We start from the raw sequence: 15,227 nt of genomic DNA, 5'->3' as shown, positions 1-15,227 counted from the left end.
TAAATAAAAAATGAATATAAAAAAGCCTCACCGAAGCGAGGCTTATTCTAACCGAAAACGAGGTTACTTATCTTGCGATAAACTGTAAACATATGCTGCAACCAAGTGAATTTTTTCATCGCCCAAGGTTTTCTTGAAAGATGGCATCACGCCGTTACGACCATAAGTTAATGTTTCAGTTACGGCTTTATGACTGCCACCGTATAACCAGATGTTATCCGTTAAATTAGGTGCACCAACTAATTGGTTACCTTTACCATCTGGACCATGACAAGCTGAACAGATGGCGAAACGGGCTTTACCTTTTTCCGCTAAATCGGGATCAACTTGACGACCACTTAGGCTTAATGCGTAAGCAGCGACTTCCTCTATGCCTTGCTCACCCATTGAAGCAAGCTGAGCTGGCATGGCAGCCTGACGGCCTAGGGTCAAGGTTTCGGTTATCTTGGCAGGCGTACCGCCATATAACCAGTCATTATCTGTTAAGTTAGGGAAGCCTCGCTGACCACGTGCATCTGAACCGTGACACTGAGAGCAGTTTTGACTAAACAAACGCTGACCAACTTTGAGTGCTTCCGGATCATGGGCCAATTTTTCAATTGGTTGCTTAGCATAGGCTGCAAAAATAGGTGCAAAACGTTCTTCCGCAAAATCTAATTCACGGTCATATTGCACAATTTCACCATTTTCTTTTGCTGCAATGCGCGCTGCATCCGACTCTGCTAATGAACGGATATCTTGGTTTGAACTTTTCCAACCAAGCAAACCTTCAAAACTACCCAAACCAGGGTAAAGCAGAAAGTACAAGAAACCCCAAACAATAGTGGCGTAAAACATAATCGTCCACCAACGTGGCAGCTGATTATTGATCTCAATGATGCCATCAAATTCATGATGCATGTCATCGCCTTCGGCTACGCCTGTTTGGTTACTTAAACACCAACGCAATAACAAAAAACATCCAATAATTGTTCCCAGTGTAATAACTGTGATCCATATGCTCCAAAAGCTACTCATGTGTGCCTGACTCCCGCTTTTCTTTTTTGTCCTTGTCCTCATCAGCAAAAATCAAATTAGCGGCTTCGTCGAAGCCTTTTTTTGATTTTTTACTGTAGGCCCAAATAACAATACCTATAAATACAATAAACACGACTAAGGTAAATATGGTTCCAGTGATTGCGTAATCCATATTACTTCAACGCTGTTCCAAGAGACTGCAAGTATGCAACCAGTGCATCAATCTCATATTTACCTTCAACTGCTGCTTTAGCGCCCGCAATATCTTCATCGGTGTAAGGAACACCAAAATCACGAAATACAGCAAGTTTTTTAGCGGTAAGGTCACCTGTCAGTTGGTTTTCAAACAACCAAGGGAAACCAGGCATGTTTGATTCAGGTACCACGTCACGGGGATTTCTTAGGTGAACACGGTGCCATTCATCGCTGTAGCGGCCACCTACACGTGCTAAATCAGGTCCGGTACGTTTAGAACCCCAAAGAAATGGATGTTCCCAAACTGATTCGCCTGCCACAGAATAATGGCCATAACGTTCCGTTTCGGCACGAAATGGACGGATCATCTGGCTATGACAGCCAACACAACCTTCGCGAATATAAATATCACGTCCTTCCATCTGCAACGCTGTGTATGGCTCAAGACCATCTACAGGTTTCATTGTTTGCTGTTGAAACATTAACGGAGTAATTTCAACCATGGCACCAAAGCTAATGGCCACCAAGATTAAAATAGTTAATAAACCAACGTTCTTTTCTACTAACTCATGTGCGTTTTTCATCTAAACTATTCCTACGCTGGTTGTACTTCGGCGTCTAAAGGAGAAGTTTCTTCCTCAGACTTAGAGCGGATTGTCATGTAGCAGTTGTAAGCCATGATAAGCATGCCAACAACTACAAATACACCGCCTACAAAGCGTACGAAGTAGAAAGGTTTAGATGCCTCTAACGCTTCCACAAAGCTATAGGTTAATGTACCGTCAGCGTTAACTGCGCGCCACATTAGCCCCTGCAATACACCTGACATCCACATTGCGACGATGTACAACACCACGCCAATTGTCGCCAACCAGAAGTGAACATTGATGAGATAGATGCTGTGCATTTTTGGTTTATTGAACAACACAGGAATCAAGTGGTAAATAGAGCCAATCGATACCATCGCAACCCAGCCTAGCGCACCAGAATGCACGTGACCGATAGTCCAGTCAGTATAATGTGAAAGAGCGTTAACCGTTTTGATTGCCATCATAGGGCCTTCAAATGTTGACATACCGTAAAACGACAATGAAACCACTAAGAAACGTAAAATGGGGTCAGTACGTAATTTATGCCATGCACCTGATAGGGTCATGATGCCGTTTATCATACCGCCCCATGAAGGTACGAATAAGATAATTGACATAACCATACCGACAGATTGAGTCCAATCTGGTAAAGCAGTGTAATGTAAATGGTGAGGACCAGCCCAAATATACAGTGAAATCAGTGCCCAGAAATGCACAACTGATAAACGATAAGAATAAACGGGGCGACCCGCTTGTTTAGGCACGAAGTAATACATCATCCCTAAGAAGCCAGCAGTCAAAAAGAAACCTACCGCGTTATGCCCGTACCACCACTGCATAATGGCATCTACAGCACCAGCATAAATCGAATAGGATTTAAACAGAGACACTGGCACTACCATGCTGTTACCAACATGTAGGACTAATACGGTTAATATAAATGCGCCAAAGAACCAGTTGGCTACATAAATATGCGACACTTTTCGGATGATCATCGTGCCGAAAAAATTAATCATATAAGCGGACCAAACTAAGGCAATCATAATATCGATTGGCCACTCTAATTCAGCATATTCTTTAGTTGATGTTAATCCCATAGGAAGGGTAACAACAGCCGAAAGAATCACAGCTTGCCAACCCCAAAAGGTAAACGAAGCCAATTTATCACTGAATAAACGTACCTGAGAGGTACGCTGAACAACATAAAAGGAGGTTGCCATCAATGCACATCCACCAAACGCAAAAATCACTGCGTTAGTGTGTAATGGTCTCAAACGCGAGAACGTTAACCAAGGTGTATCGAAATTTAAGGCCGGCCAATATAATTGGGCTGCAATAAACACGCCTAACGACATGCCAATGATGCCCCAGACGACCGTCATAACTGCAAACTGACGCACAACTTTATAGTTGTACTCAGGGTGTACTTGAATAGCTTCGCTCATTTTAATGAATCTTCCACTTCAATAAGGATGTATGAGTATCTCGTGTGTGTCCTAAAACATGTTGGTTTTGTGTATGCGCACATTAACCGAAGTTATCTATACCCATACGCAAAATTAGCATGTTATTAACCCACGTATAATAATCAAAATATGCCTGAAAAGATAGGCACAAACGCACTTGTAAGCTTAGTTTCTATATTGCAATATTGATTCAAATCAAGTTACTAAAGCAGTTGCTAGTGAATCGTTCAATTATTACTCGCTTTTGGCCATTCGCCTTAATTTTATTGTTAATATGTTTTACTTACGTTTATTCCGTAAAAAATGTTCAACAACAAAAAGGAACTCAGTGTCAATTGTTTAAAACGCAAACTTGCGTGGTTTCACTGCAAGGGCTTGATTTTAGCGGACGTCTTTTACAAAAAGCCCAAATCGAGGAGGAAATACATATCGAACTGGTTTATCCCAGTCAGTACACATTGCAGCAAAGTTATATTCAAGGCATCAATATGTATATGGGCCAAACTGCTTTGATTAATACGGCGTCTTCAACTAAAGATGGCATGACAACCTCTAAAAATCTTTTTTTCTTAGGGGCATGCAGTGAACGAGATATGCGTTGGCAGCTTGTTTTACTTTTTGTTAATCCAGCTACACAAGACGAAAAGCGTTTGTTTTTTAACTTTGAAACACATTTTTAATTACCATCACCAGACTTTACAAATATTCCCATAAAAAACGCCTAGACGGGAAACCTGGCTAGGCGTTTTTAGGCAATGATTAAATGAGATCTACATTTGTGACTGCAAATAGTTAGACAGTCCAATGCGCTTGATTAAGCCAAGTTGTTGCTCTAACCAATGGGCGTGATCCATTTCGGTATCGTCTAATAACACCATCAATATGTCACGCGTAACGTAGTCTTGCTCTGATTCAGCAACAGCAATCACTTCTTTTAGTTTGTCACCCACTACATACTCAACTCGCAAATCGCTTTCAAGCATAGAAGGTACGTCTTTACCGATAACTAGCCCATCACGGTCAACCATGTTTGGCGTCCCTTCAAGAAACAATATACGCTCTATCAGTTTTGTGGCATGACCTTTCTCGTCGTCAAATTCATGATTGATGCGCTCGTAAAGTTTGTGCAAGCCCCAATCAAGGTACATTTGAGAATGTACAAAATATTGATCCATGGCTGCCAGTTCATAAGCGAGTAGGGCGTTTAAACCCGATATAACATTACTTTTACCTTTCATTAGGCTTCTCCTTCAATAACTTGAGCTTGAAGATAGTTCTGTAAGCCCATATTCGAAATTTGATATTGCTGCGTTTCCAACCAATCTAAATGGTCTTCTTCGTATTCTAAAATATCGGCTAACAATTCACGGGAGACATAATCCTGTTCTTGCTCGCACAAGCTAATGGCGTTTTTTAAAACGGGGATCTGGGCTAATTGAAATGTCATATCGCATTGCAGCATTTCTTCGGTTTCTTCGCCAATAAGCAATTTACCGAGCATTTGTAAGTTCGGCAGCCCTTGTAAAAAAAGTATCCGTTCAATGACCGCGTCGGCTTGTTTCATATCCTTGATGGATTTCTTATAACACTTCTTGTCCAAGGCATTTAAGCCCCAATTTTTATACATTCTAGCATGCAGAAAATACTGGTTAATCGAGGTCAGTTCGCCTGTTAACACCTCATTTAAAGCAGATATGACTTTTTTACTGCGCAACATAATTTCACCTATAAAAAAAACGCTAATAAGCACGTATTTGGCTTATCTACCAACGAATGCGACGAGTATAGATTACAAACAGCATTAAATCAAAAAAAGCTTTTAATTCATATAGATAGAGAATAGAAATGAGAATAGTTGACGATCGCGCCTTAGTTCTTAATGCCATCAAACCTCTACTTCTATATGAAGTGCTAAACAGGGGGGAAATGAGTACGGATGTCTTTTTTGTTGGCAAGGCAGCGGCAATCGAGTTTAGCAATCAGATAATTGAATAACAGTTTAGCCCGAAGGCAACGGCGCCTTAATCAGCCGTTGCCTCTTTAACTTTTTGTTCCAGCGCATCAATAGGTGACGAGGGGCGTCCAATTCCTTTGAGTAATCGGCCTAATATATCGGCGCCTGTGATTAAACGAGGCGAATGGGAAGACCAAACCACTATGACATCCGCGTGCAACACTTCATCAGAACTCGCATCAATGTCTTGCGTGATCTTCAACCTTTGCATGGCATCGCCCAAAGTACAATTTTCATCTTCAATGATAAGGGGGCGATGACAGAAGGCATAAGGGTCGCAAGGAGCATTGTCGACTAACGTTGCACGGATAAATCCATCGGCATCTAACATAAGCAACGGATTTTTTTGTTCGTCGAGTAACAGTACCCATTTATGTCCTGACGCATTCACCGCGTCAACGAAGTCAGTAAAACCTTCACTGCCTTGTTCCGGTAATAAGGGCAAATCGAGTTTGCAGGGCATCATTAACATGCTTTTAGGGTCAATCACTTCACCTTCTTCGTTAACAGTGATGTTATCTATCTGCAAAAAATTAAGGGCTCCAACACCTTGTACATGCTCCACATCAGTCTCATCAGCTTCAATATGGGCGTTAATAATGGCGGTTAGTTCTTTCTCTCGAAAATAAGTAATACCTTCACGGCCTAGCCAACCATCTAAAATTAATGCGGTTGGTTTCGCAACGATAAATAGTAGTAGTTGGTAGAAACGGATAATAGGGGTCAGTTTGGACGCCACTTGCAATGCGTTACGTGAAAAGTATGCTTGTGGGAAAATTTCACCCAAGAATGTGATGACGATTGTTGAAAACATAAACGAATACATGCCAGCCAGTACTGAGTCAGACAACAACGTTAGCAGTACGTTAATTGATACATTGCCCCATAAAATGGTTGAAAGTAAAAAATTAGAGTCTTCGCGCATCGATAAGATCACGGCCGCATTTGCATTGCCTTGTTTTGCTTCCACGTCTAATTGCAGGCGACTAAGGCTAAAGAAGGCTAAGTTTAAACCAGAAAAAATTGCTGACTGCGTCACACAAAACGCGATCCCGAACCAAATTAATATATCTACCGTCATGTTATTTCTCGTAAGTAAGAAGCTAAGCTTTTAATTTTATTATATATTCGAAAAAAGAATCTATCTTGCATGCATTCCTACATTGCAAAGTTAAGACGTGATTAAGGAATAGAAAGTCACACATTATTCATTCTTATTCACGTTATTTTATTAATGAGTAACGATTTAAAAAATATTACCGTTAATAATGTGACTTTTTTGACACGTTGGCCGTCCAGTATTTAAGTCATTGTCAAAGCAGAGCATCCATTTTGATGGGAACACTTATCAGCATGCTATTTCCAATAGGAGAAAATACATGAATAAAGAGAATTATCAGGAATTTGAGCGAAAACTCGCTGAGGAAGTACTGTCGAATCAGGTTCTCCCAGAACCAGAGGCACTTGCTGCAAAAGTATCTAAACAAGATAAATCTAAAGAAATCGTTCGTCTGGGTGTGCACGGTGTTTTTTCTATGCTGTTGACTCTATTTGCTCCTTTGATGATGAGCCACAGTAAAAAACTCTTAAAGAAAAAGGTTAAACCCCAATGAAAGAAAACATCAGTATTTGGTTTGAAGCGGTGTCGGGTTCGCTTGCTACCTTATTAGCCGAAATTGCCGCATTTATACCCTCACTCTTTGCCGCACTCATCATCTTGCTGGTAGGTTATTTTATATCGCGAGTATTACGTTTTGCAGTATTTGCCATACTCAAGAAAATAGGGCTCGATAAGCTATCTCAAGCAACGGGAATTGATCAGCAACTTTCTAAATTCGGTAGCCAAGTTTCGGTTTCAAGTACCCTAGCTATGCTTATTTTCTGGATAACCTTTCTTATATTTATTGTGACCGCTGCTGACTCTCTGGGGCTATCACAGCTCGGTGAAACAATGGATCAGTTTCTACGTTTCATTCCGAAAATTATTGCTGCGACACTTATTTTACTATTCGGTCTTGCTGCGGCTAATTTGATTAAAAATGCTATTTTTAATGCAGCCAAAGCGGCAGATTTTGATTTCGCTCGCCCGCTATCGAAGGCCGCCTATGGCTTGGTTGCGATTCTAACGCTGTCTTTGACCATCAATCAGCTAGATATCGATACGGTGTTGCTCGATACTATCATAGCGATCGCACTGGCAACGCTCGGGGTAGGCACGGCCATATCCTTGGGTCTGGGTAGCCGCGAAGCTTCGCAAAATATTATTTATTCTTTATACGTATCAGATACCGTGAAAGTAGGGGATACCGTTACCACTAAAGACGGTATAAAAGGGGAAATTGTAGAAATCACTGCTGTGGTAACGATTATACGTGCCGGTGATGAAACATTAAAAGTCATCGATAATAAATCATTCTTAGACGGCCTGACCATACATTAGCAATAATGTAAGGTCTGACTGATTTGCAGCACTTAACGGATATTCAATTAGTTAAACGTACTTTGCAGCGCCGCGGCGATGCATCGTTGGCGTTTGCGAAATTATATGGCCGCTATCAAGCAAAAATTGCTGCGTATATTGCAGCGAAAGTATCCTACAACTCCTCTTTAGTGGATGATGTTTTGCAAGATACGTTTATGACTGCGTGGCATAAATTAGAGCAACTCAAAGATCACGATAAATTCTTCCCGTGGGTTGTTACCATTGCACGTAATACGGCCATGGACGTATTACGTGAAAAGAAGCGAGTCGACGACATTAGTCATCTATTAAATCAGGAAGAACCCGAAACAGAAGAAGAGCTAGATCTTGGTGCAACCGAGCAGATGTTGGCGAGTCTCGATGCTGTAGACAGGGAAATAGTGGTAATGAAAGCCGTGTTGGAATGTTCTTTTGAAGAAATTAGTGCGCAATTAGGTTTAGCCCTAAGTGCCAGTAAAATGCGCTACTACCGAGCCCTAGATAAAGTAAAATCAGAAGTATCTCTTTAGCCTGTCAAATCATCTCAACAGAATTAATCACCTAAATACTCTTAATAATGTGACTTTATCAAAACACCTAACGTCTATTCATTAATAACGTTATGTGAGTGCATAAATGTGCGCGTTTATCGAAGGAGTAACCAATGACTAAAAGACAATATGCTTATCTGACATTAGCTGTTTTGTTTGTAATTTTCGTCCTGCAAAATATGCAATTAGATTATGTAAGCTTTCTATTTTGGGATTTTTCAATGCCTCGCTTACTCCTTATTCTAAGCACATTATTGATAGGGATAGTCATTGGCGCCTTGGTTCCATTTAGAAACTTACTGCCCGGGAAAAATAAACAAAAGTAATGTGACTAATTTTGATGTCGTCTCGTCTATTGATGAAATTACCCGCTTACATGCTCTCGCGTTAAGCGCCAATATTATAAAAATTATAAATATTTAATGGAGAATAAAATGAAGAAACACACACTCGCTCTCGCTGTATCGCTTGCTTTCATAGGTTCGTTTGCCAATGCTCAAGAATCATCAGACAAAGAAATCTGGGGTGCCCTGTTTGGTGAGTATTACTCTGCATATCCAGAGAAATTCGAACCTAATACTGCTTACGACAGCGGTATGGGTTGGGGCGCAGAAATTGGTATGAAGCTTAATCCTGATTGGGGTTTTCGTTTTGAATTCGCTAAACTTGATCTAGATGCCGAACGTGGCAGCGGTAATATTAGCGGCGAACGTATTGGTGTAGATGCCCTTTATTTTATTGATCAAAGTAACTATTACATCTTTGGTGGTTTGAAAAACCAACGTTTGGATGAAAGTTATCGCATGGCTGATTTAGGCTTAGGAGCTCACTGGAAGTTAAATGATAAATGGAAAGTAGTCACTGAGCTTGCTGGTTATTATGACTTCGGTCAAGGCAACCCTGAATACAGTGCAAAATTAGGTGTCGCTTATAGCTTTGGTCATTCAGGTTCTCAAAACATGAGCAAAGATGCAGATAAAGATGGTGTTATCGACCAACGCGATCTTTGCCCGAACACGCCTTATGGGGTAGCGGTAAATTCTAATGGCTGTGCGCTTAGCACCATCGATAGTGATAACGATGGTGTAGCTGACACAATGGACCAGTGTGCCAATACACCGTTGAACGATAAAGTTGATGCTAAGGGCTGCAGTATTTTTACTGAAGAGTCGTTAACTATGTCTTTGAAAATCCTGTTCGATAATAACTCGAGTAAGGTTAAGAACATTGACGTGGCCAGTGTTGAAAGTTTTGTTGAATTTATGCGTCGTTATGGCAGTACAGATGCGGTTATTGAAGGTTATGCGTCTGCACCTGGCACCGACGAATACAACATGAAGTTGTCTGTTGAACGTGCAAATGCAGTACGTGAATATTTGATGGAAAAATACACCATTGAAGGCTCACGTCTAGAAGCGGTTGGTTATGGAGAAACGAAGTTATTAGATAACGCTAATACACCTCAAGCCAATCAGAAAAACCGTCGTATCGAAGCGTATGTTACGGCAACGGTAAAAATAGCGGTCACAAAATAGTCACTTTGTTCGCCTTTACTGCATTTATCAGTGAAGGCGAATAGAATGTTCTGAACCAAGGCACTCATATGAGTGCTTTTTTTATGGCATAATATTCACGCTAAATTATGCTGAACACTGGGACTAGCAGGTGATACCTGCAAAAGAATGATTTTAGGAAGATAACTTTACTCAGGTATTTCATGTGCAACCAATCATAAATTATACATTTTCATGCGCGCTCGCATGCATAGCAGTAGACACCGCCGCCCAACAGTTGGCAACAGGTCAAAAAACAATTGAGCAGTGCATGCTAAAACAAATTGAGCTGTCTGCCGACAGCACTACTTTAGGCGAGTTACGTGAAATTTGTTCAAGTAGCGCTGATAACAGAGTGCGTAAAAGGGACCGCCTCGAACAACGTGCATCATTGAATCCTTTTGCATTATTACCCCACAAGCCCAATTACCTTCTACCGATTACGTTTGCCAATATCAGTAAGCGTCCTTATGTCGGGGATCCAAAGGCCGAAAAGTATCAAGATACAGAAGCAAAATTTCAAATATCGCTAAAGTATTTGGCGGTCGAAAACCTGATGTGGGAAGGGCTAGATGTTCAGGTTGCCTTTACTGCGGTCAGTTATTGGCAGGCCTATAACGGTGAGATATCTGCTCCCTTTAGAGAAACCAATTACGAACCGGAAATTATCTTTAATTATAGTCGCACATGGTCACTTCTTGGTCTGCCAATCGAACAAACGTATGTTTCATTAAATCACCAGTCTAATGGCCAAACTGGAGATTTATCTCGCAGTTGGAATCGAATCATAGGCGGTGTAGCGTTTGCGCAAAATGCCAATGTCACCTGGGGCTTGCGTGCGTGGTGGCGGATCCCAGAAGATCAGAAAATAACGCCAGATGATTCAAGCGGCGATGATAACCCATTTATTGAGCGCTATATGGGGTATGGTGAAATCGGGGGGTTATGGAATATTTCGGACCACCAAACTCTTGAGCTAATATTTAGAAACAACTTTAGAAGTGAAAATCGCGGGGCTATTCAGTTGGGTTGGACGTTTCCAATTACCAATCATTTGCGGGGCTATATTGAGTACTTCAATGGCTACGGAGAAAGCTTAATATATTATAATCACCACACAGAGCGTTTAGGTATAGGTGTTAAATTAACTAACTGGTTATAATGTTGAATATAGCGTTAATTATTCTGGCGCGCGTAGCGCCAGCTTTATCACGTTATTTAACTCATGATACATAACAGGCTTAACTAGGTGATAAGACATGCCTGCCTCTTTCGTTCTTAGCTTGTCTTCTTCGTAAGCGTTACCAGTGAGCGCAACAATTTCGGCCTCAACGCCTTTCGCTCTGATAATACGTGTAGTTTCAATCCCACTTATATCTGGTAAGTTAATATCCATTAAGATTAAATCGAATTTTTGGGTAGTCGCTAATTCAATCGCTAACAAACCTGTTCCTGCAACTTCGACCTCATGCCCACTGCTTTCTAACATGGTTTTAACGATCTCTGCATTTATTGGTTCATCTTCTACCAACAACACTTTCGCAGGCTTAAACGCTTGGGTTTTTAAAATATTTTTGCTAGCTAATATACGGATTGAATCGATAAAGAGATTTTTATCTAGTGGTTTCGCAAACGCTTGCCAGATGTCGACAAACTTGATCTTTTCCTGATTGATTGACTCGGGAGACGCTGAAACAAAGATAAAGGGAGGGGTGCTTTTATCAAACATAGCTTGTACAGTTTCGGCCAATTCGTAACCGTTAAAGCCAGGCATATGAATATCGATGATCAGGCCTGCATAGTCGAGAATCGCGTCTTTCTGCAATAGAAATTTGCTAGCTGATCCAAATACATCTACTTCGAAATTTTCGGTACGTAGAATACTGGAAATATATAATCTGCTTGTTTCCAAATCGTCAATGACGGCAAATTTGATTGTTTTATTAGGGGTATTTGATTTGTTTATTTGTTCTGCGTGCTTATTACTTTTACCAAGCGGAACAGATAATTTAAACGTACTGCCCTTACCAATGACACTATTAAGCGTTAGGCTTCCTCCCATACCTTCAGCGAACTCCTTAGCAATTGTTAACCCTAAACCCGCCCCACTCACAGAGCTATTCTCGCCGATTGTAATTTGGGTAAACTTGTCAAATACCCAATGATGATGGTCTTCCTCAATACCGATACCCGTGTCACTAACAAATATATGTAATAGGTACTTTTTATCGACTACAGCTAATTCGACACTAACTGATATACGTCCATTTTCGGTGAATTTAACCGCATTATTGAGGATGTTACGCAATGCCTGAGACAACCGCATGGGGTCACCCATAACAAAGTCAGGTAACGTATTGGGAGAATCGAAATGAAATTCTAAGCCTTTTTTTCCAGCACTCGAAGTGACCGGAGCGATAACATTATCTAGCACTTTGATTAACTCAAAATCAATGTATTCAAAGGTCAATACTTTTGCTTCGATACGAGAGATATCGAGAATTCCATCCACCAAAGATAACAACTGATGACCTGCTGTTTGTGCTTTTTGCAAATAACTGTGCTGCTTGGTTGGATCGCGCTCTTGTTGAGCCAGTTCAACCATACCAAACATACCGCTTATAGGGGAGCGAAGCTCATGACTCATATTGGATAAAAACTGCGATTTAGACTTACTTGCCATACTCGCGAGCCTTTCTACATGCAGAGTGTGTTTCGTGTTATTGACAAATTTATCAATAAATCTAAATAGTAATTTTTCAATAGGATTAATGATAACAATTACGGTGATAATAAGCAGAAATAAACTGACGATACTGGCAATGATGCTTACATCGAACATGTTGCGGTTAACTTGCTGTAAATTCTGCTCAAGTTGCCGTTCAGCTAAAGATAACCGTTTAGTTAACCCGTAGTATGCATCGGGTAGGATACCCTGATTGTCATTTTCTGTAGTCGGACTTATCGACAGAACATCTTGGGCGTAATGAAAGAATGTAGTGGTAAGCGTATCAACGTTAACGTCATCTCCGATAAAGAGATCGTATAATGAGGACTTTTGCTCAGCAAAGATCGTTTTAGGTATAATTGCATGAGCGAGGTAAGCATGATTTTCTTCAAGTAATTTTATTAAAACGGTGGTTTTTCTTTTCAGCGTATACTTTTCTGACGAGTTATCGAGGGTGTTATAATGCAATAAACTAACCGCAATATTATGCACCAAAGAGGTTTGCTCACTGGATATATTATACAGGCGCTGTGCATCCGACTGCTCCTGTGCACATGAATACAAATACAACCAAAGGAGCGTTATTAGTGCAAGGGTAATAGCTAAATAGATTAGGTAACAGCGCCTAATTTTACGTTTAACGATCCTTTGAATATTCACTTTATGCTCCTATCGTCGAGTATTCATTTATAGCCTTGTTCCTTTTGATAACTGCTCGATATAGCGTAGAAATTAAGCAGCGATAATTTCCCTTAATTGTATGCATTAGTAGATTGTATGCATCAGTAGGTGGTGGGTACCAGCTATTCAACGTGCGTTGGATAAAACCTAAGTCAAATAGGGAATTGAAGTAGATTTACTAGCAACCATACAACTCAGTAATAATCTCTAATTGTAATCTTTTTTTACATTTTATCTCTTCAACTTTAGGCGTAATTTATTGCACAAAAGCAATGACATAACGCCAGATTTCATTTTGTGTAAAAGGTAACCCTTGAATCAGCTATTGGGTAAATAAATTTATCTGGATATACTCATTTTTATACGCGTAGTAGTCAGGTCTTTGATCAAATAGCCAATTTGATGATAGAGGTCAATTTTTCGATTAACCTGAATGATATCTTAGTGTTTAAGCACCTACTAAATAGTTTAAAAATTTAATCCTTAACTTATCAATGATGGGTTTTATCAACGATACAGGAGGTCGGTATATGGTTTCGGCAACATCTAGGTACGTTAGTCAGCTGACAAAAGATACATTGGCGCTAGTGCTCGCTGGGGGTAAGGGCACACGATTATGTGAATTAACGGAGAGTCAATCTAAGCCAGCCTTGCATTTCGGTGGAAAATTTCGAGTTATTGATTTCTCATTATCAAATTGTGTCAATTCAGGGATCAAACAAATCGGTATTGTCACTCAGTATAAAGCGCACTCCTTATTGCGTCATTTATCGCAAGGTTGGAGTCATTTGAACCGGGACATGGGTGAATTTGTTGAGTTATTGCCCGCCACGCAACAATGCTCAACAAGTTGGTATCAAGGCACTGCAGATGCGCTATTTCAAAATATTGCTTTTATAGAAGAGCAAGCGCCAAAATACGTGCTCGTTCTAGCGGGGGACCATATTTATAAAATGGATTATGCCGATATGCTGGCTCAGCATGTGCAAAGTGGGGCTGATTTAACCATCGGCGGAATAGAAGTTCCCATCAGTGAAGCCGCAAATGCGTTTGGGGTCATGGAAGTAGACGAAACTGGTCGTGTGATGAATTTCCGAGAAAAACCCGCCGATCCTAGTGCATTACCAGATGACCCTTCTATGGCGCTAGCGTCAATGGGAATATATGTATTCAATACTGACTTTCTGATTAACGAGTTGCAAAAAGATGCGCAAATATTGGACTCGAAGCATGATTTTGGTCATGACATCGTGCCTCAATGTATTGCGAACTGCGAAGTGCATACCTTCCGTTTTAGAGATACGGTTACACAAACGCGTCCTTATTGGAAAGACGTGGGTACGTTGGATGCATTTTGGCAAGCCAATATCGATCTCATCGAAGTGACGCCTAAGCTCGATATTTATGATGATTCTTGGCCTATATGGACATACCAAAAACAATCGCCACCCGCTAAATTTGTCTTTAACAATGAGAACCGCAGAGGAAGTGCCACTGATTCTATGGTGTCTGGGGGGTGCATTATTTCGGGTGCAACTATCGACCGTTCACTGTTGTTTTTTGATGTGCGTGTGCATTCATACAGTTCGATAAAAGAATCCGTTATTTTACCCAACGTAGAAATAGGCCGAAATGTCGATATCAATAGGGCCATTATTGCACAGGGCTGTACTATTCCAAGTGGGATGAAAATAGGCATTGATCACGACCAAGACCGTGCTAGGGGATTCCGTATCAGCCCTAATGGTATCGTGTTGGTGACTAAGTCAATGTTACAAAATCTGCGTGAACATGCCCCTTGGGAGCAAACCAATAATATGTATCAATTGCCTAAGCAGCTTCATTCTTAACTAGAAATATAGCGTTTTCGTTAAGCAACAAAGGTAGGAGGGGACTGCGAATTCTTCGCTTTACCCGCCTGTTAAGTCCATCCATTCGAATACAAAAATAAACTTGTTAGCTCTACGCTAG

16 protein-coding genes are annotated in these 15,227 nt (G+C 40.7%); 8 read left to right on the top strand and 8 right to left on the bottom strand.

Annotated features, from left to right (window positions below; all coding sequences use genetic code 11):
* Positions 1-63: 63 nt before the first annotated feature.
* The 4 genes from ccoP to ccoN are packed head-to-tail and all read right to left on the bottom strand — an operon-like array spanning position 64 to position 3,247.
* Entirely contained in the window at positions 64-1,017 is a 954-nt protein-coding gene (ccoP, locus tag GQS54_RS05440) for a cytochrome-c oxidase, cbb3-type subunit III (RefSeq protein ID WP_158770046.1), read from the bottom strand.
* Positions 1,010-1,189 carry a cbb3-type cytochrome c oxidase subunit 3 gene (locus tag GQS54_RS05435; protein WP_158770045.1) on the bottom strand — a complete coding sequence of 60 codons (180 nt, stop codon included), beginning with the start codon at positions 1,187-1,189 and terminating at the stop codon, positions 1,010-1,012. Before GQS54_RS05435 ends, ccoP begins: the two co-directional genes overlap by 8 nt.
* Position 1,190: 1 nt before the next feature.
* Positions 1,191-1,796 carry a cytochrome-c oxidase, cbb3-type subunit II gene (gene ccoO, locus GQS54_RS05430; RefSeq protein ID WP_166422995.1) on the bottom strand — a complete coding sequence of 202 codons (606 nt, stop codon included), beginning with the start codon at positions 1,794-1,796 and terminating at the stop codon, positions 1,191-1,193.
* An 11-nt stretch (positions 1,797-1,807) separates the two neighbouring features.
* The gene (ccoN, locus tag GQS54_RS05425; protein WP_166422994.1) at positions 1,808-3,247 is read right to left on the bottom strand and encodes a cytochrome-c oxidase, cbb3-type subunit I; all 1,440 of its coding nucleotides are present in this window, start codon (positions 3,245-3,247) and stop codon (positions 1,808-1,810) included.
* A 239-nt stretch (positions 3,248-3,486) separates the two neighbouring features.
* Between ccoN and GQS54_RS05420 the strand changes: the two genes are divergently transcribed.
* A complete protein-coding gene (locus tag GQS54_RS05420; RefSeq protein ID WP_346766552.1) occupies positions 3,487-3,948 on the top strand; it encodes a hypothetical protein in 462 nt (153 codons plus the stop codon).
* Positions 3,949-4,038: 90 nt separating this feature from the next.
* Here the strand turns inward: GQS54_RS05420 and bfr (GQS54_RS05415) are convergent, their stop codons facing one another.
* The 3 genes from bfr (GQS54_RS05415) to GQS54_RS05405 all read right to left on the bottom strand — a co-directional run bounded on the left by bfr (GQS54_RS05415) (position 4,039) and on the right by GQS54_RS05405 (position 6,363).
* Positions 4,039-4,506, bottom strand: coding sequence for a bacterioferritin (bfr, locus tag GQS54_RS05415; protein ID WP_166422993.1), 468 nt, complete (start codon positions 4,504-4,506; stop codon positions 4,039-4,041).
* Positions 4,506-4,985 carry a bacterioferritin gene (bfr, locus tag GQS54_RS05410; RefSeq protein WP_166422992.1) on the bottom strand — a complete coding sequence of 160 codons (480 nt, stop codon included), beginning with the start codon at positions 4,983-4,985 and terminating at the stop codon, positions 4,506-4,508. The genes bfr (GQS54_RS05415) and bfr (GQS54_RS05410) overlap by 1 nt, the downstream gene beginning before the upstream one ends.
* 304 nt (positions 4,986-5,289) lie before the next feature.
* Positions 5,290-6,363, bottom strand: a complete 1,074-nt coding sequence (locus tag GQS54_RS05405) for a DUF21 domain-containing protein (protein WP_166422991.1) — start codon at positions 6,361-6,363, stop codon at positions 5,290-5,292.
* Positions 6,364-6,661: 298 nt separating this feature from the next.
* On the opposite strand from GQS54_RS05405, the gene GQS54_RS05400 reads away from it, so the two are divergent.
* From GQS54_RS05400 to GQS54_RS05375, 6 genes are all read left to right on the top strand, one after another.
* Complete coding sequence (locus GQS54_RS05400) at positions 6,662-6,895, top strand: hypothetical protein (protein WP_166422990.1); 234 nt, start codon at positions 6,662-6,664, stop codon at positions 6,893-6,895.
* Positions 6,892-7,722: a mechanosensitive ion channel domain-containing protein gene (locus GQS54_RS05395; protein WP_166422989.1), complete on the top strand. Its 831-nt coding sequence runs from the start codon at positions 6,892-6,894 to the stop codon at positions 7,720-7,722. Before GQS54_RS05400 ends, GQS54_RS05395 begins: the two co-directional genes overlap by 4 nt.
* 23 nt (positions 7,723-7,745) lie before the next feature.
* Positions 7,746-8,273, top strand: coding sequence for a sigma-70 family RNA polymerase sigma factor (locus GQS54_RS05390; RefSeq protein ID WP_166422988.1), 528 nt, complete (start codon positions 7,746-7,748; stop codon positions 8,271-8,273).
* 134 nt (positions 8,274-8,407) lie between these two features.
* A complete protein-coding gene (locus GQS54_RS05385) occupies positions 8,408-8,620 on the top strand; it encodes a lipopolysaccharide assembly protein LapA domain-containing protein (protein WP_166422987.1) in 213 nt (70 codons plus the stop codon).
* Between the two features lie 108 nt (positions 8,621-8,728).
* The gene (locus tag GQS54_RS05380) at positions 8,729-9,829 is read left to right on the top strand and encodes an OmpA family protein (RefSeq protein WP_166422986.1); all 1,101 of its coding nucleotides are present in this window, start codon (positions 8,729-8,731) and stop codon (positions 9,827-9,829) included.
* 289 nt (positions 9,830-10,118) lie between these two features.
* Complete coding sequence (locus tag GQS54_RS05375) at positions 10,119-11,009, top strand: phospholipase A (RefSeq protein WP_166423086.1); 891 nt, start codon at positions 10,119-10,121, stop codon at positions 11,007-11,009.
* Between the two features lie 18 nt (positions 11,010-11,027).
* Here GQS54_RS05375 and GQS54_RS05370 read toward each other — a convergent pair whose 3' ends face one another.
* The gene (locus GQS54_RS05370; RefSeq protein ID WP_166422985.1) at positions 11,028-13,235 is read right to left on the bottom strand and encodes a response regulator; all 2,208 of its coding nucleotides are present in this window, start codon (positions 13,233-13,235) and stop codon (positions 11,028-11,030) included.
* A gap of 551 nt (positions 13,236-13,786) precedes the next feature.
* Here GQS54_RS05370 and glgC point away from each other — a divergent pair.
* Positions 13,787-15,106 (top strand): glucose-1-phosphate adenylyltransferase, encoded by a 1,320-nt coding sequence (gene glgC / locus GQS54_RS05365; RefSeq protein ID WP_166422984.1) that lies wholly within the window; start codon positions 13,787-13,789, stop codon positions 15,104-15,106.
* Positions 15,107-15,227 lie beyond the last annotated feature (121 nt).

This window comes from Paraglaciecola sp. 20A4 (genome assembly GCF_011378905.1).
Lineage (GTDB): Bacteria > Pseudomonadota > Gammaproteobacteria > Enterobacterales > Alteromonadaceae > Paraglaciecola.
This window is presented reverse-complemented; position numbering and strand designations above follow the sequence as displayed.

Excerpts from the sequence above, each read along its gene's own strand:
- ccoP (WP_158770046.1), bottom strand. The coding sequence starts at position 1,017 with ATGAGTAGCTTTTGGAGCATATGGATCACAGTTATTACACTGGGAACA.
- GQS54_RS05435 (WP_158770045.1), bottom strand. The coding sequence starts at position 1,189 with ATGGATTACGCAATCACTGGAACCATATTTACCTTAGTCGTGTTTATT.
- ccoO (WP_166422995.1), bottom strand. The coding sequence starts at position 1,796 with ATGAAAAACGCACATGAGTTAGTAGAAAAGAACGTTGGTTTATTAACT.
- ccoN (WP_166422994.1), bottom strand. The coding sequence starts at position 3,247 with ATGAGCGAAGCTATTCAAGTACACCCTGAGTACAACTATAAAGTTGTG.
- bfr (WP_166422993.1), bottom strand. The coding sequence starts at position 4,506 with ATGAAAGGTAAAAGTAATGTTATATCGGGTTTAAACGCCCTACTCGCT.
- bfr (WP_166422992.1), bottom strand. The coding sequence starts at position 4,985 with ATGTTGCGCAGTAAAAAAGTCATATCTGCTTTAAATGAGGTGTTAACA.
- GQS54_RS05405 (WP_166422991.1), bottom strand. The coding sequence starts at position 6,363 with ATGACGGTAGATATATTAATTTGGTTCGGGATCGCGTTTTGTGTGACG.
- GQS54_RS05400 (WP_166422990.1), top strand. The coding sequence starts at position 6,662 with ATGAATAAAGAGAATTATCAGGAATTTGAGCGAAAACTCGCTGAGGAA.
- GQS54_RS05395 (WP_166422989.1), top strand. The coding sequence starts at position 6,892 with ATGAAAGAAAACATCAGTATTTGGTTTGAAGCGGTGTCGGGTTCGCTT.
- GQS54_RS05385 (WP_166422987.1), top strand. The coding sequence starts at position 8,408 with ATGACTAAAAGACAATATGCTTATCTGACATTAGCTGTTTTGTTTGTA.
- GQS54_RS05380 (WP_166422986.1), top strand. The coding sequence starts at position 8,729 with ATGAAGAAACACACACTCGCTCTCGCTGTATCGCTTGCTTTCATAGGT.
- GQS54_RS05375 (WP_166423086.1), top strand. The coding sequence starts at position 10,119 with ATGCTAAAACAAATTGAGCTGTCTGCCGACAGCACTACTTTAGGCGAG.
- glgC (WP_166422984.1), top strand. The coding sequence starts at position 13,787 with ATGGTTTCGGCAACATCTAGGTACGTTAGTCAGCTGACAAAAGATACA.